This window comes from Bradyrhizobium sp. BRP22 (assembly GCF_020194175.1).
In the GTDB taxonomy this organism is placed as follows: Bacteria; Pseudomonadota; Alphaproteobacteria; order Rhizobiales; family Xanthobacteraceae; genus Bradyrhizobium.
Genome location: NZ_JADYVX010000019.1, coordinates 106,014 through 124,415, shown reverse-complemented (window position 1 = coordinate 124,415; position 18,402 = coordinate 106,014). Strand labels below are relative to the sequence as shown.

The following is an 18,402-nucleotide window of genomic DNA, read 5'->3' as shown; positions in this document are numbered from 1 at the left end:
TCCGGGTTCGCGCTGCGCGCGCCCCGGAACGACAAACCATCAAAACCGCCGCGCACCCATCTTGATCTGCTCCTCGGAGAAGAAGATCTCCTTGGCGTGGGTGACGATATCCTCGGCTTTCCAGCCCGTGAACGGCGGCTTCCAGCCTTCCATTTCCATCATCCGCATCTCCCTGACGCCGCGCGGGCCGGAGACGCCGAGCACCTTGCCGGTCTGGTCGCCCGACAAATCGCTAACCATGTATAGCACGGCCGGCGCGATACCGTCCGGGCCGAGCGCGGCACCGGGGTTTTCTTTATAGCGGGGCAGGTCTGCAGTCATGCGGGTCAGCGCACCCGGCGCCAGCGTCCAGATCCGGATGTTGTACTTGCGGCCCTCGATCGCCAGCACGTTGGAGAAGCCCCAGATGCCGCCCTTGGCCGCGCCATAATTGCTCTGGCCGAAATTGCCGATCAGCCCCGAGGTCGAGGAGGTGTTGACGATGACGCCGCCGCCGTTCTCGCGCATCCATCTGAACACCGGCAGCGTGCAGCAGAAGGTGCCTTTCAGATGCACCTTGATCACCTTGTCCCAGTCGGCCTCGCTCGATTTGGCGAAGGTCTGGTCGCGCAGGATGCCGGCATTGTTGACGAGGATGTCGGCGCGGCCGAAGTTCTTGATGGCATCATCGAACACCGACTGACCGCCTTCCAGGGTCGAGATGTCGGCGCCATTGGCGACCGCGCGGCCGCCCTCGGCCTTGATCGCATCCACCACCTGCTGCGCCATCGACTTGTCGGCGCCCGAGCCGTCGCGCGGGCCGCCGAGGTCGTTGACCACGACCGCCGCGCCCTCGCGCGCGAACAGCTTGGCGTAGGCCTCACCGAGCCCGCCGCCCGCGCCGGTGATCAACGCCACCTTGCCGTCGAGTAATCCCATGGTTGCTTCTCCCTCGTTTGTTCTTGTCATTCCGGGGCAGCCCGGGAGGCCTGAACCCGGAATCTCGAGGTTCCGGGTTCGATGCTTCGCATCGCCCCGGAACGACGGCGAATTATGCCAGCACCGTCTTGCCGTTGCGGATCACGGTGACGCCGCGCGATTTCACCTTGGCCTCGAACGAGACCACGTTGCCGTCCTTCCACAGATCCATCGTCACGGTCTCGCCGGGATAGACCGGCGAGGAGAAACGCGCGACATGCTGCTTGAAGGCGGACGGATCGTAATCGGCATAGGTCTGCAGTACGCCGCGGCAGGTGATGCCGTAGGTGCACATGCCGTGCAGGATCGGCCGCGGGAAGCCGGCTTTCTTCGCGAACTCCGGATCGGAATGCAGCGGGTTGCGGTCGCCGCAAAGGCGGTAGATCAGCGCCTGGTCCGGACGCGTGGAGATGTCGACGGTCCGGTCGGGCGCGCGCTCCGGCACCTTGTGCGGCTCGGGCTGACCCTCGGACGGTCCGCCAAAGCCGCCATCGCCGCGGGCGAAGCGCGAGGCGACCAGCGTCACCAGCTTCTCGCCCTTCTCATCCCTCAGAATGGTCTGGTGACGGATTACCGCGCCCTTGTCCTTGCCCTTGTCGAAGACGTCCAGCACGGATGAATCTGCCGTGATGTGTGCGGCCGTTGCCAGCGGCTTGTGGAAGGTGATGTCGCGCTCGCCGTCGACAACGAGCACGCGATTGAGGTTCATCTCGCCGGGGCCGGCGCCCCAGGCCGCCACCGATGCGAAGGTCGGCACCACCTTCAGCGGACGTGGCGTCAGCGTCGCCTCATTGACGAAAGCGAGTTCGCGCTCGTCCATGGGATCGGCGCCCATGCCGATGCCGTAGGCGTAGAGCATCACCTCGCGATCGCTGTAGCTGTATTTCTGGCCGAGATTCTTCAGGGCCATCAGCTGCTCGTAATTGATCGGCATTTCTCTCGTTCCTCCCCAGACTCCTGTTTTAGCCGTCATGCCCGCGAAGGCGGGCATCCAGTAATCACCGGCAGTCGTGCGCTACTGGATCCCCGCCTTCGCGGGGATGACGACCTGTTGCTTGGCGCGCGTTGTGCGCCATCTCGTTACACTGCCGTGAAAAACGGCAGCGGGGCGCCGTCGGTCGGCTTCCACACCACCTTCACCTTCTGGCCGATCCTGATCTTGTCCAGGTCGCAATCGACGATATTGGTCTGCAGCGACGGGCCTTCCTTCAGCGTGACATAGGCGATCGCGTATGGACCGGTCGGCGACTTCCGCATGATGCTGTAGGTATAGACCGTCGCCTCGCCGGAAGCTTCCTCCCACTCCGTCTTGTCGGAGAAGCAGAACGGACAGATCGAGCGCGGAAAGTAATGCGGCTCGCCGCAGGCGGTGCAGCGCTTGATCAGGAACTTGCCCCGCCTGGCCGCTTCCCAGAACGGTGCGCTTTCCGGATTGGTCACCGGCGCATTGTATTTCACTTCAGCCATCACACGCGCTCCAGAATGCAGGTTGAGGCGGCGTGGCGGACGCCAAGGAGACCGCCGGTGCCGTGCGCGATCGCCAGATCGCAGTTCGGCACCTGCACCTTCGGATGCGCTTCACCGCGGAGTTGCCTGACCGCCTCGAGGATCTTGGTCATGCCGCCGCGGTTGACCGGATGGTTGCTGCAGAGCCCGCCGCCATCGGTGTTGAACGGCAGCTTGCCGAAGCCGGAAATCAGATTGCCGTCGGCCACGAACTTGCCGCCCTCGCCTTTCTTGCAGAAGCCGAGGTCTTCGAGCTGCATCAGCACGGTGATGGTGAAGCTGTCGTAGATCGAGGCGTATTTGATATCCTTCGGCGTCACGCCCGCTTCTTCGAAGGCGCGCGGGCCGGACCACACGCCGGCGGAATAAGTGAGGTCGAGATCCTTGCCGCCACGCGGGCCCTTCATCGCTTCGCCATGGCCGATCAGGCGCACCAGCGGCTTCTTCAGGCTTCTCGCGATCTCCTCCGTGGTGACGATCATCGCGCCGCCGCCGTCGGTGACGACGCAGCAATCCATGCGATGCAGCGGATCTGCGATCATCGGCGAGTTCAGCACGTCCTCGACGGTGACGACCTCCTTCAGCATCGCGTGCGGGTTGTATTGCGCGTGATGGGACGCCGCGACCTTGATCCAGGCGAGCTGCTCGCTGGTGGTGCCGTAATCGTGCATGTGGCGCATGGCACACATGCCGTAGGCGTTATGCGTGGTGGCCCCGTAGGCGGACTCGAAATCGAGTTCGGCACCGGCGGCGCGCGGCGGCATCGCCCCGGTGCGCGGCTTGCCGGCGAGCGTCACCAGCGCGATCGAGCATTTGCCGGCGGCGATCGCCTCGGCTGCGTGACCGAGGTGGATCAGGTAGGAACAGCCGCCGGTCTCGGTGGAATCGACATGGCGCAGCTTCTTGGTGTTGAGGCCGAGATAATCGACCATCGGCCAGAGCCCGCCGGGCGCATCGCCCGCGCAGAAATAGCCGTCGATATCGTCCTTGGTCAGGCCCGCATCCTCGATCGCCCCCTTCGCGACCTCGGCATGGAGCTGCGCGGTGGATTTGTCGGGAGCATGCCGGGTGGGATGCTCATAAATGCCGGCAATGTAAGCCTTGCCTTTGATGGTCAACTCGTTCTCCGCTGGCGTTCTTGCGCGAGCGTTTTTCTGGACCGTCAGGCAGGCCTTGGCAAGCGCGGAAATATTCCGTGCGGCGAGAGGGAAGCGGTTGTGGCCGCACACCCAACCCTCATCCTGAGGAGCCCGCAAAGCGGGCGTCTCGAAGGATGGCCGCGGGTGAGATCCGGGCCTCATGGTTCGAGACGGCGCTTTGCGCCTCCTCACCATGAGGGGCAAGAGGCGCCCTACTCCGCCGCCATCTGCCTTGGCGCGGGCGGCGGGTTGGCGAGATCGGCGGCGAGTTGGGCATAGCGCGCCTTGGCGTCCTGTACCGCCTTCTCCTTCACGGGGCCGTAGCCGCGGATGCGGTCGGGCAGCGAGAGCAGTTCGACGGCGGTATCGACCGTAACCGGCGACAGCAAATTGAGCACGGTCGCGACGTCCTTCTCGTAGCCCGCGACCAGATCGCGCTCGAGCTTGCGGTCGGCGCTGTAGCCGAAGATGTCGAGCGGCGTGCCGCGCAGGAAGCGCAGTTTCGCCAGCAGGCGGAAGACATTCAGCATCCACGGACCGAAGGCGCGTTTCTTCGGACGGCCCTGGGCGTCGACGCCGCGGCTCAGGATCGGCGGGGCGAGGTTGAAGTTGAATTTGAACTCGCCTTCGAACTGCTCGCGAAGCTGATGCTCGAAATGGCCATCGGTGTAGAGCCGCGCCACCTCGTATTCGTCCTTGTAGGCGAGCAGCTTGGCGTAGTTGATCGCGACGGCGCGCGGCAGCGCCTCGCCGTAGCCGCCCTTTGTGGCGGCATCGCGCACCTGGTCGACCAGCTTGCGATAGCGTTTTGCCAGCCTGCCGTTCTGATACGCCGTGAGATGGGCGCTGCGATGGGCGATGATCTCGTCCAGCGTCATGGCGTCGAGCGTCTTCGGCGCCACCGGCTCGTCCTGGTCCTTCATCATCGCGGCGAGCCGCGCAGGATCGGCGGCGGCGAGACGGCCGAGCTGGAAGGCTTCCTTGTTCATCTTGATCGAGACGCCGTTGACCTCGATCGCCTGCTCGATCGAGGCTGCCGACAGCGGCAGCAGGCCCTTCTGATAGGCGTAGCCCATCATCATGATGTTGGTGGCGATGCTATCGCCAAGCAACGCTTCGGCAGGCCTGGTGAAATCGAAGAACGCGGAGTCCTTGCGCAGCGCGTTCTCCAGCACCGAATTGACCTTGCGAACCTGGAAGTCGAAATCGCGGTTGAGAATGAAATCCGCGGTCGGGATCACATGGCTGTTGATGATGCCGGCGGTGCGGCTGGATTCGCAGAGCGTGATGGTCTCCTTCGACGCCGCGACCACCTCGTCCGCCGCCAGCACGAGATCGGCAGTGCCGGTGACGATGCGCGAACAGGTGACGTCGGCCGGGTGATCGGACAAGCGGACGTGACTGAGCACCGCCCCGCCCTTTTGCGCGAGGCCGGACATATCAAGGATCATGCTGGCCTTGCCTTCGATATGCGCGGCCATGCCGAGCAGCGCGCCGATCGTGAGCACGCCGGTGCCGCCGACGCCGCCGACCGCGATGTTGTACGGACGCTCCAGCGACGGCCGCGTGGCCGGCTCAGGCAGATCGCCGATGGCGCCGAGATCGGGCGGCGCGCGGCGGCGCAGCTTGCCGCCATCGACGGTGACGAAGGACGGGCAGAAACCCTTCAGGCAGGAATAGTCCTTGTTGCAGCTCGACTGGTTGATGGTGCGCTTGCGGCCGAACTCGGTCTCCAGCGGCTCGACCGAGATGCAGTTCGACTGCACCGAGCAGTCGCCGCAGCCCTCGCACACGGCGGGGTTGATCAGCACGCGGCGCTGCGGATCCTCCATCAGCCCGCGCTTGCGGCGACGCCGCTTCTCGGCGGCGCAGGTCTGCACGAACACGATCGCGGAGGTGCCCTTGAACTCCCGGCACGCCTTCATGACGTTCTCGAGCTCGTCGCGATGCGCGAGCTTCACGCCCGGCGCAATCGTGTTGGCCGGATAGGCATCGGGATTTTCGGAGACGAGATAGATCTCGCGGATGCCTTCGGCGTGGAGCTGGAAGGTGATCTGCTGCGGCGACAGGTCGCCGTCGTGGCGCTGGCCGCCGGTCATCGCGACCGCGTCGTTATAGAGGATCTTGTAGGTGATGTTGGCCTTGGAAGCGACCGCCTGGCGGATCGCGAGAATGCCGGAATGGAAATAGGTGCCGTCGCCGAGGTTGGCGAAGATGTGGTTCTCGTCGGTGAACGGCGCGATGCCGACCCACGGCACGCCCTCGCCGCCCATATGGGTGAAGGTCTCGGTGTTGCGGTTCATCCACAGCGCCATGAAGTGACAGCCGATGCCGGCCATGGCGCGGCTGCCTTCCGGCACCTTCGTTGACGTGTTGTGCGGGCAGCCCGAGCAGAAATACGGCGTGCGGGCGATCGGCGCTGTGGCCTGCATCTGCGTCGCCTGGCGGCCGTTGAACCAGTCGGCCTTGGCACGCAGCATCTCGGCGATTTCAGGATTGAGATTAAGTCGAAGCAGGCGCTCGGTCAGCGAGCTTGCAAGCGAGGCGACGCTGAGTTCGGCGGCGAAGGTGAGGAAGCGCTTGTCGTGCTCGTCCATCTTGCCGACGATGCGCGGACGGACGTCGTCGCGCCAGTTGAACAGCTCCTGCTTGACCTGGTTCTCGACGATCTCGCGCCGCTCCTCGACGATGAAGATCTCCTCGAGGCCGACGGCAAAGTTGCGGACGCCTTCCGGCTCCAGCGGCCAGGGCATGCCGATCTTGTACAGCCGGATGCCGATCTTGGCGGCGATCTCCTCGGTGATGCCGAGCTCGCGCAGCGCCTGGCGGATGTCCTCATAGCTCTTGCCCGAGGCCATGATGCCGTAGCGCGCGTTCGGCGAATCCATGGTGATGCGATTGACCCTGTTGGCGCGGGCAAAGGCGATTGCGGCAAAGCCCTTGTAGTCCTGCAGGCGGCGGTCCTGCTCGAAACGGTCGTCGGGCCAGCGGATGTTCAACCCGCCCGGCGGCAGCTCGAAATCGGTCGGGATCACGAACGGCGTCATCTCGTCGCTGAGATCGATCTCCGCCGTGGTCTCCACCGTCTCGGTGATCACCTTCATGCCGACCCAGCAGCCGGAGTAGCGCGACATCGCGATGCCGAGCAGGCCCATCTCGATCATCTCGTGGATGCTGGATGGATAGAGATAGGGCATCAGCGCGGAGATGAAGGCATGGTCCGACTGGTGCGGGACGGTGGAGGATTTGGCGCCGTGGTCGTCGCCGGCCAGGCAGAGCACGCCGCCGTGCTTGGCGGAGCCCGCCGCATTGCCGTGGCGGAACACGTCGCCGCAACGGTCGACGCCGGGGCCCTTGCCGTACCAGATGCCGACCGCGCCATCATAGTTGGCGCCGGGCGAGAGGTGGAGCTGCTGCGAGCCCCAGACGGCCGTGGCAGCCAGGTCCTCGTTCACGCCGGGCTGGAACTTGATGTTGTACTGCTCGAGATGGTGCCTGGCCGCGAAGAGCTGCTGGTCGTAGCCGCCGAGCGGCGAGCCACGGTAGCCGGAGATGAAGCCCGCGGTGTTGAGGCCGGCCGCGCGATCGCGGCGGATCTGCGCCATCGGCAGCCGGACCAAGGCCTGGATGCCGGTCAGGAAGATATGGCCTGTACCTTGCGTGTACTTCTGGTCGAGACTGATCGGACCCTGGTTGATTCCCATCTAAGCCCTCTTCATTCCTGGTCGCGACGACTGATTTTAGCTAGTCATCCAAGCGCTTTAGAACCAGTCTATGTCGGTTTTCGAAGGCCGCGCAGCACAATTCTGTGCGCTGGCGCCTCGGCTTCGAAGTTCGCAATTTCGTGCCTGGAATGATCCGGTTTATTTTCGCTTCGTGCGTCCGAAGGGTGTCGCGCGAAATGCCGTGACGTCGCCGGAGGGCCGGATGCTGACCGGTCGTGCAGGGTTGGCGGCGCGATTCTCATTTGCGCGCTTTTGTGCAGTGCATTCTTTAGCCAGCAAACGTGCGCGCCGTGCAGGATCACGGGAACGTGGGGGAGTACTGGAGAGTTGTCTTTCGGGATAACGGAGGAACCCAATGGCAAACCAACCGAATAACCCTGACCGCAGCAATATGACCGAGGAAGAGATCCGCCATCAGGCGCGTCTCAACAATCTGGACAATGAGTTGCAACCGGATCCGGAGCTTGCCGAGGGTCCGGCCAGCGGAGCGAAGATCGCGATGTTCGCGATTGCGATCGCGGTGGTGCTCGGCGCCGTGTTCTATGGCCTGAACAACACGTCGGTTAACAACGCCGGCACGACGCCGCCATCGCAGAGTGCGCAGAACCAGCCGGCCAATCCCGCATCGCCACCGGGCATGCCGAAGGCGAACACCGAACCCGGCACGACGACGGGCTCGACCACCAACCGCCCGACCCCGCCGCAGTCGAATCCGACCGGCCAGGAGGTCGACCGTTCGAAGATGCCTGACAGCAACAAGTAAAGGCAGCGAAATTCGAATACGGCGGGCATCGGTTTGCCCGCCGTATTCTTGTGCAGCCGCTTACTTGAACATCTTGTTGAGCTCGCCGCCGGAATAGCCATGGGCGAGCTCGGTGAAGGTCCCCTGCTCCGCCATTTCGCGGGCGGCTTTCATGAAGCCGGCCCAGGCGGCGCGCGCCAGCGAGCCGCCGACACTGATGCGGCGCACGCCGAGATCGGCGGCGTCCTGCAGCGACAGACCGGAGGCGATGAGGAGGTTGACAGGCTTGGGGTGCACGGCCTTCACGACCGCGGCGATCTCTTCCTTGGTCTTGATGCCGGGCGCGTAGAGGCAATCGGCACCGGCGGCCGAATAGGCTTGCAGCCGCTCGATGACGAGATTCAGATCGTTCTGTCCCCACAGGAAGGCTTCGCAGCGGCCGGTGAGCAGGACGCCGCTATTCTCGGCGTCGATCGCCTTGCGCGCGGCCTTGATGCGCTCGACCGCTAGGTTGAAATCGTGGAGCGGCTTTGCGGCATCCCCGGTCGAGTCCTCGATCGAGAGCCCCGCGACACCTGTCTTCACGCCACGCGCGACGTTGGTGGCGACCTTGTCCGGCTCGACAGCAAAGCCGCCCTCGAAGTCGGCGTTGACGGGCAGATCGACCGCTGCGCAGAGCGCGGTCAGATGGGTGACGACATCGTCGACCGTAACACGGTTGTCGGCCTTGCCGATGGTCCACGCAAAGCCCGCGCTGGTGGAGGCGAGCGCCTTGAAGCCGAGCTGCTGCAGCGCGCGGGCGCTGCCGACGTCGAAGGGATTGGGCAGGATGAAGCAGCCGCTCTCATGCATCTTCCTGAATGCGGCGCGCTTCTCGGCGGTCGTGACCGGCATGTTTCTCTCCTTTTCCATGATTTGAGCTGCGAGCTAGTGCGGCTCATGAACGGCGCGGCTGTCTTTCGGCGCCTGCGCGCGATCGTTCATGCCGTAGTCGCGCACCACGCTGGCGATCCGGATCCGGTAATCTTCAAAGATGGCCGCGCGACCTTTCGCCTGCGACCTGCGGTGTTCCACCACATTGCGCCAGGCTTCGACGGCGGCTTCATTGCGGAAGAACGATATCGACAGAAACTTTCCCTTCTCGGTCAGGCTTTCGAAGCGCTCCACGGAAATGAAGCCGTCAATGGTCTCCAGGATCGGCCGCAACTCGGCGGCGAGATCGAAATATTGCTGCCGAAGTTCCGGCTTCGGCCAGACCTCGAAGATCACGGCGATCATTGGCTCCTCCCTCGTTGCGCAAAGCGATAGCCTACAACGTAACCGGGCGCAAAAATGTCCGCTCTTCGGCCAGGATGAACTTCTGTTCCTCGGCGAAATTGAAGTTGGCGATGCCTTCGGCGTCCGCGCGCAGCCGCGCGCGATAGGCCTCATAGGCGGCAAGGCTTTCGAACGAGATCAGCGCAAAGGCGATGTTGTTGGTGCCCTCATGCGGCATGAAATAGCCGATCAGGTCGCCGCCGCATTTCGGAATGATGGTGAGCCAGCGCCTGGAATATTCCTCGAACTGCCCGCGCTTGAATGGATCGAGCTGGTAGCGGATGAAGACGGTGATGGTCATGGGTTGCTCCGACAGCTTGCATCATCGCGAGCGCCAGCGTTCCTTCGCCGCAGCTCGACGAGCGCAGGCGCAAGCTGCATCCGTCCGCGCGCGCGGAATGATGCATTGCCGCGCCGTCACTGTTGCGACGCCTCGCGATCAGGTTGTGAGAACGATAACGCCTTGCTCGACGTCGATGCTTCGGTTATGGTCGAACTATGAAAGCAGGTCCTGACATCGCCATGGTCGCGTCGCTGGTCGGCGATCCCGCGCGCGCCAACATGCTCACCGCGCTGCTGAGCGGTCGTGCGCTTACCGCAAGCGAGCTGGCGCAGGAAGCGGGCATTACGCCGCAGACCGCGAGCTCACACCTGTCCAAGCTCGAAACCGGCGGGCTCATCGAGCCGGAAAAGCAGGGCCGCCACCGCTACTACCGCCTCACCGGTACCGACGTCGCAGGCGTGCTGGAAGGGCTTGCGGGACTCGCCGCGCGCGCCGGCCACATGCGCGTGCGCACCGGGCCGAAGGACCCCGCGCTGCGGCGCGCGCGGATCTGCTACGACCATCTCGCCGGCGACCTCGGCGTTCAGATGCTCGACAGCATGAAGAAGCAGCGGCTGATCCGGCAGAGCAAGGATGCTATGGAGCTGACCGGCGAAGGCAAGCGCTTCATATTGAAGGCGCTGCAGATCGAGGCGGACGCGCTCGTCCATCCCCGCCGCCCGGTGTGCAAGGCCTGTCTCGACTGGAGCGAGCGGCGGCATCATCTGGCCGGCACGCTGGGCGCTGCGATCATGGAGCGCTTCACCGAACTGAAATGGGCGGCGCGCGATCCGACTCCGGGCAGCCGCGTGGTGAATTTCTCGCGAAACGGCGAAAGGCGGTTTGCGGCGCTGTTTGGGACCGGCGAGTAACGGCGCGTTCAAGTCCGCCGCGGTGGTCGGCGCCGTCATCGCTTTGTCATTTGCACCGGCAAAGCCGGCCGGAGGCAAGTCTTGGCGCCGACATCTCCTGCTTCACGGTGACCGCTCCGTTCACATCGCGTTCAGCCCCGGAAATTATGCTCCGCGACAAGTGATGCGGCGTCTGCGACACTCCAGCGCGGCGAATCACTGCCGCATTCGAACTATTCCGGTCTTGCAGTGCGGCGAGAACTTAAAGGGAGAACTAGAATGAAGTATCTTCTGGCGGCGGCTGTCGTGGCTGCCGGCATGGTCGCGAGCTTCAGCTCCGCAAATGCGGCGGGCGGTTGCGGCCCCGGCTTCCACCGCGGACCGTATGGCGGCTGCCGGCCCAACGGCCGCGTCGTCGTGGTGCGGCCTGCACCAAGGGTCGTCGTGGCGCCTCGCGTTTGTCCCCGCGGCTTCGTCTGGCGCTACGGCCGCTGCCGGCCTTTCTAAGCTTTCGTTGGAGCGAAATCGAATAAAGCTCGGCCAACCAGATTGGCCGAGCGGGTTGGTTAAACCATATAGTGATCAAGCAAAGGGCAGGGACCGCGGCTCGCAGTCCCTGCCCTTTTTGATTCCGGTCATCAGCAGGGATTCGGGAGGCAACGCCTTTCTGATTGATGAGCTTGAAGCTCCGCCTGCCGGATTATGAAAGCTTTGTGGCGGCCCATTGAACCGGGCCTCACCAGCGGCGCCAGTGCCGATGGCGCCAGTGGCGGCGGTGCCAGTGGCGATGACGATGCCAGTGGCGGCGACGCCAATGCACCTGCTCCGGCTTGACGTGGTCAACTTCATCGCCGGTGGTGACCGCGGGACGGGCGTCTGGGTCGGAAGGCCGCCGCGCGTCCTCACTCAGTGGTACCATCGGCGCGGCCTGCGCGGTTGCGGCAAAGGTCACCGCACTGGCGGCAACGCCCAACGCAATCTTGAAAAAGTCGCGGCGTTCCATGACATCGTCCTTTTCTTGTTAAGCATGTGATGCGGGAACAGTGTTGCCGCCGTGAGATGAATGCGCGCTGAATTGCACACGTGAGCTGGGCGCGACAAAAAGCACCGCAGCAATTGCCGTCTCTCAGCGGTTCCATGCGGCCGCACCTTCGGTTTTTTCGCCGGCGGGATGCGACCAAAATGGATGCTCCGCGTTAACGGGGGGTTACCTCCAACTCCGCGGGAGAACGCCATGGCGGCAAAGGCACGACCGACTCCGGATGGGTTTCATACCGTGACGCCCTATCTCGTCGTGGAAGGCGCCGCGAGGATCATCAGCTTCCTGGAGGAGGCGCTGGGCGCCCGGAAGCATCACGAGCCAACCCTGCGGCCTGACGGCAAGATCATGCACGCGGCACTCAAGATCGGCGATTCCATGGTGATGATCGCCGATGCCTCCGAGCAAGCCAAGGCCATGCCCGCCATGCTCTATCTCTACGTGCCCGACGTCGACACCGCCTACCGCTGCGCCATCAAGGCCGGTGCGACGTCGATCATGGAGCCGGCAGACCAGTTCTACGGCGACCGCACCGGCGGCGTGAAGGACGTCGCAGGCAATAACTGGTTCTTCGGCACGCACATCGAGGACGTCGCGCCGGACGAAATCAAAAGACGCGCTGCGGAGATGTTCAAGAATCAGGGCAAGGCGGCGTAGAGCGTTACGCCGCAACCTCCTCCGCCAGCACCAGCACTTCCCGCGTGCGCGTGACATCGGGCCAATCGCGGTTGAAGTCGGCAACCAGCCGCTTCATCTCCTCGCCATCGATCGCGCGCTCCAGCGAAGCCTGGTCGGCGAATTGATAAATCGCCAGATGCTGCGACGGGTCAGTTGCGCTCCAATGCCGCCACGCCTTCTGCGCCCGGAACGTTTTCAACGCATCCGGCAAATGCTCCCGCGAATACCAGGCATCGAACGCGGCGCGTTTCGCGGGATCGGTGACGGTGGCACGGACGATGAAAAGTGCTGCGGGCATGTTGCTTCCTCCGGGTTACACTTCGCTAATCCGCCCGAGTGCGGCCTATAACGGCAGATTGTCGTGCTTCTTCACGGGGATCTCGACCTTCTTGTCTTTCAGCATTGCCAATGCCCGTGCGATCCGACGCCGCGTCGAATGCGGCATGATGACGTCATCGATGTAGCCGCGCTCGGCGGCGATGAAGGGGGAGAGGAAGCGGTCTTCGTATTCCTTGGTGCGGGCAGTGATCTTGTCGGGGTCGCCGATGTCGGAGCGGAAGATGATCTCGACCGCGCCCTTGGCCCCCATCACCGCGATCTGCGCGGTCGGCCAGGCGTAGTTCATGTCGGCGCCGATCTCCTTTGAGGCCATGACGTCGAAAGCGCCGCCATAGGCCTTGCGGGTGATGATGGTGACGAGCGGCACCGTGCATTGCGAGTAGGCGAACAAGAGCTTCGCGCCGTGCTTGATCAGGCCGCCATATTCCTGCGCGGTGCCGGGCAGGAAGCCGGGCACGTCAACGAAGGTGACGATCGGAATGTTGAAGGCGTCACAAAAACGAACGAAGCGCGCCGCCTTCCGCGAAGCATCGCTGTCGAGCACACCGGCGAGCACCATCGGCTGGTTGGCGACAAAGCCCACCGTGCGGCCGGCAATGCGGCCGAAACCGGTGACGATATTCCTGGCGAAAGTCTCGGATATCTCGAAGAAATCGCCCTCGTCCACGACCTTCAGGATCAGTTCCTTCATGTCGTAGGGCTTGTTCGGATTGTCGGGGATCAGCGTATCCAGCGAGTTGTCGACCCGCTCGATTGAATCGAAGCTCGGCCATTCCGGCACGCCGTCGGTATTGTTCGAAGGCAGGAAGTCGATCAGCCGGCGCATCTGCAACAGCGCATCGACGTCATTCTCGAACGCACCGTCGGCGATCGAGGAGCGCGTCGCGTGCACCGAGGCGCCGCCGAGTTCTTCGGCCGTAACCACTTCATTGGTCACGGTCTTCACCACGTCCGGACCGGTGACGAACATGTAGCTCGTGTTTTTCACCATGAAGATGAAGTCGGTCATCGCCGGCGAATAGACGTCGCCACCGGCGCAGGGGCCCATGATGACCGAGATCTGCGGGATCACGCCTGATGCAATGACGTTGCGGCGGAATACGTAGGAATAGCCTGCCAGTGCCGCGACGCCCTCCTGGATGCGCGCGCCGCCGGCGTCATAGAGGCCGATAATCGGCGCCCTCGCCTTCATCGCCATGTCCTGCAGCTTGGTGATCTTCAGCGCATGCGTTTCCGACAGCGAGCCGCCGAACACCGTGAAATCCTTAGCGAAGACGAAAGTCTTGCGGCCGTTGACGGTGCCCCAGCCGGTGACCACGCCGTCGCCGGGAACTTTGGTCTTCTCCATGCCGAATTCGGTCGAGCGGTGCTCGACGAACATGTCGAATTCCTCGAACGAGCCCTTGTCCAGAAGCAGCTCGATGCGCTCCCGCGCCGTCAGCTTGCCGCGAGCATGCTGCGCCTCGATGCGCTTGACGCCGCCGCCCAATTTGGCGCCGGCGCGCCGCTCTTCGAGAGTGTCGAGGATATCTTTCATTTGCTTCCGCCCGCATTAGCTAGTGATTGGCTGCTGGAACCCGCGCGGGGTTCTAACACGGCATTTTCTGAACCGGAAACCACCTTCTTGCCCCGAATCCCGGGCACGGGCGGTACTCTGATCAGTGCAAATTTGGGGAGACAACCATGGAAAACACCACAGCCGAGGCCGGCTCGGTCACGGGCGGCGTGCGCACATTGCTGAGGCTGGAGGGCCTGACGCTGTTTGTGGGCATGACCCTGCTATACGCGGTCTGGGATGGCTCGTGGTGGGTCTACGCGGTCCTGTTCCTGGCGCCCGATTTGAGCTTTGCGGGCTACCTCATTGGCCCCAAGGAAGGCGCGGTCATCTACAATGCCGCCCACAGCTACATGGCGCCCGTGACCCTGATGACCACGGGCTTTGCAACCGCCGAACCGCTGGTACTCTCGATCGCGATGATCTGGCTCGCCCATATCGGCATCGACCGCGCACTCGGCTTCGGGTTGAAATACCAGGCGGGGTTTGGCTTCACCCACATGGGACGGATCGGGAAGGCGCGGGCCGCCGAGTGAGCAGTGCGCAGCGATACGAGCCGTCAATACGCCACGATGTCGGCGAGGCATTGCTGCGTCACGGTCATGCGCGCGGCGATGTGGCTCTCGTTCTTGCAATCCATGTTCATCGCGAACACGGTGGCGGAGGAGCCCTTCTCGACCCAGCCGACCAGCCAGCCGAGCGAGGGCTTGCCGCTCTCGGCGCCGAGGAGCCCGCTCTTGGCGCGGATGGTGGCGTCTCCCACCTTCGTCACGGGGAGGATATCGCGCGTCAGCTCCTGGGCGCGCTTGGAGACCGGCAACGTGCCGCGGCGCAGCCGGTCCACGAAATCGATCTGCTGCACCGGATCGATGCGCAGGTTTCCGGTGAGCCAGAACTGGTCGATGCCGCCGCCGATGTCGCGGTTGCCGTATTCGAGCAGATCGACATATTTCTTCATCCGTTCTTCGCCGATGCGCCGCGCGATCTCCTGATAGACCGGCACGGCAGAAACCGCGATCGCCGAACGCAGCGTGTGGTCCTTGTTCCAGGCCTCGATGCTGCGCGTCACGCCGTCCCATTTGAACACGTCCTTGTCGGGATCCTCGACCACGCCGGTGTCCAGCGCGATGATCGAATTCGGGATCTTGAAGGTCGAGGCCGGCAATTTTTCCTCGCTCGACCTCCGCTTGTCGCTGGCGATGATCAGGTAGTCATCGACCTTGTAGGCGACGAAGGTGCCCTCGGTGCCAAGCTCGAAGAATCGCCGCGCCAGCGCATCACGAAACTCGTTGCGCTGGTAGGACACGTTGGCGAGGCTGCGCGTTGGCAAGACGGACGCGGCGGTGAGGAGACCGAGCGCTTGGCGGCGATTGATCACGACAGAACCTGGATGAGTTGAGGAGCAGGCCATGATGGATGCCATCGTGATGAAACGATGGCAAGAACCTTACCGTGCGCGGCCCGACAGCCGCAGCACGAACACCAGCACTTCCGCGACCGCCTTGTAGAGCTCGACCGGGATCTCATCGCCGAGGTCGACATTGGAAAGCGCGCCGGCCAGAACCTCGTTCTCCTCGATCGGGATATCGTGGGCTTTCGCGAGCTCGATGATCTTGGCGCCGATTGCTCCTTTGCCCTTGGCGACCACGGTCGGCGCGCCGCCGTGGTCATAATGCAGGGCGACCGCGAGCTGGCTCCTGGTCTCGACGCTCATAGCGCGCGGTCCAGGAAATGGCCGGCGCGGGCCGGCGTTGCCTGCGGCGGTGCGCCGTCCTGGATCACGATGTCGCCGGGCAGCAGTTCGGCCCGGCTCAGCGCCTGGCTCAATTGCGGGGCACCGGCGCGAAGCTGCGCGGCGGTTGCCGGGCGTTCCGCCCACATCCGCACCGACGTCTTGTCGCCGACGAGCGAGATCAGCGCATGGACCGGGCCGGCCGGTTCGACCTCGAGCGAGAAACGTGCGCGCCAGACGCGCTTGGCCATCTCGGCCTCAACGCCGCCACCATCACGAGAAATCTCGAACTGCGCCATCGCCGTGCCCTGGGGGGTCGCGAACGGAATTTCGAAATGCCAACGCGACGATGAGGTATCGATCTGCGGGTTTGCGATATCGATACGGTCCGGTAGCGATGCCACCTGCAACAGTGTCTGCCGCGCCAGCGCGGCGTCGGTGTCACCAAGCAGATGATGCGCGGCGGTCGCGAGCGGTGCGTCCGGCGCCAGCGACGGCAATGCGATGGGTTGAGCAGCCGGCAGCGCGCCGCGGAACGGCGGTGGCGGCGTGTTGGTATGGGCGGTGACGTCGGACGCGATGGCGTTGGGACGCGCAGAACTGCCAAGTTCCTGCATCAGATTCAGCGTCGCGCCGGCGGAGGAAGTGGCATTTGACGTGCCCCGCCCGATGACGCCCGACGTCAGGAGATCGTCGGCAACCGGGACGCGCGCCTGCGGCAGCAGGATCTCCTCGACCTCGATATCGGATGGCGCGAGGCTTGACGTCAGCGCGGAACGGGCCGCGACCTGCCCCGCAGTACTGGCGGCGGCCTGCGGCGCGGCATGCGGCGCGCCGAGCGACGACTGCAGGGCCTGCCGCAGCACGATCAGCGCGGCCTTCAGATCCGGGACGCTTGCACTGGACGGTGTGGTCCCGGCGCCCAGCGACGCCTCGAAGAACAGGCCGGAGCGCTCGAACGCGTTCTTGATGTCGCCGCCGTCGAGATTCTGGTCGAGAGGGGTTTGCTGCGCAAGCACTTGCGCAATCGCCTGCTGCAGCTTCGGCGGCAGGTTGCCCGCGGCTGCCAAGGCGCCGAGATTGGCGAATAGCGGCGCCAGGCTCCGCTGCACCGTCGCCGCATTTTGCGCAGCATTGGTGACCGCCGCGCGGTCCACCGGCGTCAGCACGTTCCTGGGCTCGGCTGTGGTCGAGGGATTGGCGGCGGCGCGTTGCGCGTCGGGCGATAGCGTCACCGCGTCGTCGGCAGCGGCATCGCCCTGCCCGAGCATCGCGAGGCGGATCCCGTCCTTGGTCTGCGACACTGCGAGCTGCAGCGCCTGCCCCTCCTTGAGGGGAACTTCCGAGAGCACATCGATCGACAGGCTCGAGATGGCGATCCGCACCAGATCAGCGGAGAGCACCTTGAGCACCTGCGCATTGATCACGCTGCCGGGCTGCAGCACGAGTTCCGGCGCGACGCTGCCCACCTCCTCGGCGGAAAGCACCGGCAGCACGGGATTGATGGTCAATGCCATGTCGGAGGGTCTCGGCTGGAAGCCTGGAAGCTACCTCCGCACCGTAAACCTCCCGTTAACTAGCGGGCGAAGGTTGCAACAAAGGAACTCAGTTCAGCGTCTTCAGGATGCTGGCGGCGGCATTGAAATCGACCAGCCGCGCGGCGCGGCGTGCGGCGACCTCCTCGTCCACGCCCCATTGCTCGATATTCCAGTCCTCGTCGACATGGGCGGCGGTCCAGATCTGGTCTGCGTCCCGAACCCCATGGGTCAAGGCCAGCGCCAGCAATGCCGAGCCGGTGAGCGTCGTCACCACGTGCAGCGCCGCTACCGACCATGGATCTTTCGGGAACGCCTCGCGGGCGGCTTTGATCGCGCTCTCCGGCTGGGCGACGTGCACGATGCCCTCCGCGAGGATGAAATGCGCGCCGAGCGTATCCGCGGCCCAGAACAGGATCGGGTCCCAATGCGCGGCCTCGCGGGCGACCAGCGCCTCCGGATGGCCGGCGCGATAGAACAACAGATCCGAGCCGAGATATTTTGCAACGTCATCGGCGACCACGTCGACGCGATCGACCACCCCCTCGATCACGCTGTTGGCAAAGCGCGTCAGCGGCATGGTCAGCGGATCGATCGTCTCTCCTTGCGCGTTCCACTCGGCCGCGACGGCATCCGCAATCGCGCGCGAGGGCACCGTCACCTTCTTTCCCGATGGCGTACGGATCGGCCGTCCGTCGAGCGTCACGGCAAAACCGTCATCGTCCTCAGTGACATCGGCGCCGCCATAGAACCGCTTGCGCCGCGGCGCGCGCACGTTGCGGCGCGCGGCCTCCTGAGGATCCGGCGGGGATTGTCCCGCCGCTTCATCTTCATCGAATAATTCGCGCATCTGTTCGCAAGCTTCCGTTGGGCTTCATTTGGCGCAGGATAAGTCAGGCGCCGCTCCAAATAAAGCTGACGGGATCAGGAAGATCGTTGTGGCTGCAACGGCCCGACCCGCAGCG

Annotated in this window: 20 protein-coding genes; 5 read left to right on the top strand and 15 right to left on the bottom strand. The window is 64.2% G+C overall.

Annotated features, from left to right (window positions below; all coding sequences use genetic code 11):
* Positions 1-39 precede the first annotated feature (39 nt).
* The 5 genes from I6F35_RS23040 to I6F35_RS23020 form a co-directional block, all read right to left on the bottom strand.
* Complete coding sequence (locus tag I6F35_RS23040) at positions 40-918, bottom strand: SDR family oxidoreductase (protein ID WP_225119945.1); 879 nt, start codon at positions 916-918, stop codon at positions 40-42.
* 112 nt (positions 919-1,030) lie between these two features.
* Positions 1,031-1,891 (bottom strand): MaoC family dehydratase, encoded by an 861-nt coding sequence (locus I6F35_RS23035; protein ID WP_225119944.1) that lies wholly within the window; start codon positions 1,889-1,891, stop codon positions 1,031-1,033.
* A 146-nt stretch (positions 1,892-2,037) separates the two neighbouring features.
* Positions 2,038-2,424, bottom strand: a complete 387-nt coding sequence (locus I6F35_RS23030; protein WP_225119943.1) for a Zn-ribbon domain-containing OB-fold protein — start codon at positions 2,422-2,424, stop codon at positions 2,038-2,040.
* Entirely contained in the window at positions 2,424-3,581 is a 1,158-nt protein-coding gene (locus tag I6F35_RS23025; protein WP_225119942.1) for a thiolase domain-containing protein, read from the bottom strand. Before I6F35_RS23025 ends, I6F35_RS23030 begins: the two co-directional genes overlap by 1 nt.
* A 233-nt stretch (positions 3,582-3,814) precedes the next feature.
* Complete coding sequence (locus tag I6F35_RS23020; RefSeq protein WP_225119941.1) at positions 3,815-7,306, bottom strand: indolepyruvate ferredoxin oxidoreductase family protein; 3,492 nt, start codon at positions 7,304-7,306, stop codon at positions 3,815-3,817.
* Positions 7,307-7,682: 376 nt separating this feature from the next.
* Between I6F35_RS23020 and I6F35_RS23015 the strand changes: the two genes are divergently transcribed.
* Positions 7,683-8,090 carry a hypothetical protein gene (locus tag I6F35_RS23015; RefSeq protein ID WP_225119940.1) on the top strand — a complete coding sequence of 136 codons (408 nt, stop codon included), beginning with the start codon at positions 7,683-7,685 and terminating at the stop codon, positions 8,088-8,090.
* A 60-nt stretch (positions 8,091-8,150) separates the two neighbouring features.
* Here I6F35_RS23015 and I6F35_RS23010 read toward each other — a convergent pair whose 3' ends face one another.
* The 3 genes from I6F35_RS23010 to I6F35_RS23000 are packed head-to-tail and all read right to left on the bottom strand — an operon-like array spanning position 8,151 to position 9,687.
* A complete protein-coding gene (locus I6F35_RS23010; RefSeq protein ID WP_225119939.1) occupies positions 8,151-8,963 on the bottom strand; it encodes an isocitrate lyase/phosphoenolpyruvate mutase family protein in 813 nt (270 codons plus the stop codon).
* Between the two features lie 33 nt (positions 8,964-8,996).
* Positions 8,997-9,347, bottom strand: coding sequence for an antibiotic biosynthesis monooxygenase (locus I6F35_RS23005; RefSeq protein WP_225119938.1), 351 nt, complete (start codon positions 9,345-9,347; stop codon positions 8,997-8,999).
* 31 nt (positions 9,348-9,378) lie between these two features.
* Complete coding sequence (locus tag I6F35_RS23000) at positions 9,379-9,687, bottom strand: NIPSNAP family protein (protein WP_225119937.1); 309 nt, start codon at positions 9,685-9,687, stop codon at positions 9,379-9,381.
* Positions 9,688-9,884: 197 nt separating this feature from the next.
* Here I6F35_RS23000 and I6F35_RS22995 point away from each other — a divergent pair, with 197 nt between their 5' ends.
* Both I6F35_RS22995 and I6F35_RS22990 read left to right on the top strand, forming a co-directional pair.
* Positions 9,885-10,580 (top strand): winged helix-turn-helix domain-containing protein, encoded by a 696-nt coding sequence (locus I6F35_RS22995; protein ID WP_225119936.1) that lies wholly within the window; start codon positions 9,885-9,887, stop codon positions 10,578-10,580.
* 258 nt (positions 10,581-10,838) lie between these two features.
* On the top strand, positions 10,839-11,066 hold the full coding sequence (locus tag I6F35_RS22990) for a hypothetical protein (protein WP_225119935.1): 228 nt from the start codon (positions 10,839-10,841) through the stop codon (positions 11,064-11,066).
* 229 nt (positions 11,067-11,295) lie between these two features.
* Here I6F35_RS22990 and I6F35_RS22985 read toward each other — a convergent pair whose 3' ends face one another.
* Positions 11,296-11,562 (bottom strand): twin-arginine translocation (Tat), encoded by a 267-nt coding sequence (locus I6F35_RS22985; RefSeq protein WP_225119934.1) that lies wholly within the window; start codon positions 11,560-11,562, stop codon positions 11,296-11,298.
* A gap of 231 nt (positions 11,563-11,793) precedes the next feature.
* Between I6F35_RS22985 and I6F35_RS22980 the strand changes: the two genes are divergently transcribed.
* Positions 11,794-12,255 (top strand): VOC family protein, encoded by a 462-nt coding sequence (locus I6F35_RS22980; protein WP_225119933.1) that lies wholly within the window; start codon positions 11,794-11,796, stop codon positions 12,253-12,255.
* Between the two features lie 4 nt (positions 12,256-12,259).
* Here the strand turns inward: I6F35_RS22980 and I6F35_RS22975 are convergent, their stop codons facing one another.
* Positions 12,260-12,574 (bottom strand): hypothetical protein, encoded by a 315-nt coding sequence (locus tag I6F35_RS22975; protein ID WP_225119932.1) that lies wholly within the window; start codon positions 12,572-12,574, stop codon positions 12,260-12,262.
* 45 nt (positions 12,575-12,619) lie between these two features.
* Positions 12,620-14,152 (bottom strand): acyl-CoA carboxylase subunit beta, encoded by a 1,533-nt coding sequence (locus I6F35_RS22970; RefSeq protein ID WP_225119931.1) that lies wholly within the window; start codon positions 14,150-14,152, stop codon positions 12,620-12,622.
* A gap of 146 nt (positions 14,153-14,298) precedes the next feature.
* Between I6F35_RS22970 and I6F35_RS22965 the strand changes: the two genes are divergently transcribed.
* On the top strand, positions 14,299-14,706 hold the full coding sequence (locus I6F35_RS22965; RefSeq protein WP_225119930.1) for a DUF4260 domain-containing protein: 408 nt from the start codon (positions 14,299-14,301) through the stop codon (positions 14,704-14,706).
* Positions 14,707-14,729: 23 nt separating this feature from the next.
* Here the strand turns inward: I6F35_RS22965 and blaOXA are convergent, their stop codons facing one another.
* The 4 genes from blaOXA to I6F35_RS22945 all read right to left on the bottom strand — a co-directional run bounded on the left by blaOXA (position 14,730) and on the right by I6F35_RS22945 (position 18,287).
* Positions 14,730-15,548, bottom strand: a complete 819-nt coding sequence (gene blaOXA, locus I6F35_RS22960) for a class D beta-lactamase (protein WP_225119929.1) — start codon at positions 15,546-15,548, stop codon at positions 14,730-14,732.
* 69 nt (positions 15,549-15,617) lie between these two features.
* Positions 15,618-15,884 carry an EscU/YscU/HrcU family type III secretion system export apparatus switch protein gene (locus I6F35_RS22955; protein WP_225119928.1) on the bottom strand — a complete coding sequence of 89 codons (267 nt, stop codon included), beginning with the start codon at positions 15,882-15,884 and terminating at the stop codon, positions 15,618-15,620.
* Positions 15,881-17,419 carry a flagellar hook-length control protein FliK gene (locus I6F35_RS22950; protein ID WP_225119927.1) on the bottom strand — a complete coding sequence of 513 codons (1,539 nt, stop codon included), beginning with the start codon at positions 17,417-17,419 and terminating at the stop codon, positions 15,881-15,883. Before I6F35_RS22950 ends, I6F35_RS22955 begins: the two co-directional genes overlap by 4 nt.
* An 88-nt stretch (positions 17,420-17,507) precedes the next feature.
* On the bottom strand, positions 17,508-18,287 hold the full coding sequence (locus I6F35_RS22945; protein WP_225119926.1) for an ATP12 family protein: 780 nt from the start codon (positions 18,285-18,287) through the stop codon (positions 17,508-17,510).
* Positions 18,288-18,402 lie beyond the last annotated feature (115 nt).

Coding starts and splice junctions, on each gene's coding strand:
- I6F35_RS23040 (WP_225119945.1), bottom strand. CDS start 918: ATGGGATTACTCGACGGCAAGGTGGCGTTGATCACCGGCGCGGGCGGC.
- I6F35_RS23035 (WP_225119944.1), bottom strand. CDS start 1,891: ATGCCGATCAATTACGAGCAGCTGATGGCCCTGAAGAATCTCGGCCAG.
- I6F35_RS23030 (WP_225119943.1), bottom strand. CDS start 2,424: ATGGCTGAAGTGAAATACAATGCGCCGGTGACCAATCCGGAAAGCGCA.
- I6F35_RS23020 (WP_225119941.1), bottom strand. CDS start 7,306: ATGGGAATCAACCAGGGTCCGATCAGTCTCGACCAGAAGTACACGCAA.
- I6F35_RS23015 (WP_225119940.1), top strand. CDS start 7,683: ATGGCAAACCAACCGAATAACCCTGACCGCAGCAATATGACCGAGGAA.
- I6F35_RS23010 (WP_225119939.1), bottom strand. CDS start 8,963: ATGCCGGTCACGACCGCCGAGAAGCGCGCCGCATTCAGGAAGATGCAT.
- I6F35_RS23005 (WP_225119938.1), bottom strand. CDS start 9,347: ATGATCGCCGTGATCTTCGAGGTCTGGCCGAAGCCGGAACTTCGGCAG.
- I6F35_RS23000 (WP_225119937.1), bottom strand. CDS start 9,687: ATGACCATCACCGTCTTCATCCGCTACCAGCTCGATCCATTCAAGCGC.
- I6F35_RS22995 (WP_225119936.1), top strand. CDS start 9,885: ATGAAAGCAGGTCCTGACATCGCCATGGTCGCGTCGCTGGTCGGCGAT.
- I6F35_RS22990 (WP_225119935.1), top strand. CDS start 10,839: ATGAAGTATCTTCTGGCGGCGGCTGTCGTGGCTGCCGGCATGGTCGCG.
- I6F35_RS22985 (WP_225119934.1), bottom strand. CDS start 11,562: ATGGAACGCCGCGACTTTTTCAAGATTGCGTTGGGCGTTGCCGCCAGT.
- I6F35_RS22980 (WP_225119933.1), top strand. CDS start 11,794: ATGGCGGCAAAGGCACGACCGACTCCGGATGGGTTTCATACCGTGACG.
- I6F35_RS22975 (WP_225119932.1), bottom strand. CDS start 12,574: ATGCCCGCAGCACTTTTCATCGTCCGTGCCACCGTCACCGATCCCGCG.
- I6F35_RS22970 (WP_225119931.1), bottom strand. CDS start 14,152: ATGAAAGATATCCTCGACACTCTCGAAGAGCGGCGCGCCGGCGCCAAA.
- I6F35_RS22965 (WP_225119930.1), top strand. CDS start 14,299: ATGGAAAACACCACAGCCGAGGCCGGCTCGGTCACGGGCGGCGTGCGC.
- I6F35_RS22955 (WP_225119928.1), bottom strand. CDS start 15,884: ATGAGCGTCGAGACCAGGAGCCAGCTCGCGGTCGCCCTGCATTATGAC.
- I6F35_RS22950 (WP_225119927.1), bottom strand. CDS start 17,419: ATGGCATTGACCATCAATCCCGTGCTGCCGGTGCTTTCCGCCGAGGAG.
- I6F35_RS22945 (WP_225119926.1), bottom strand. CDS start 18,287: ATGCGCGAATTATTCGATGAAGATGAAGCGGCGGGACAATCCCCGCCG.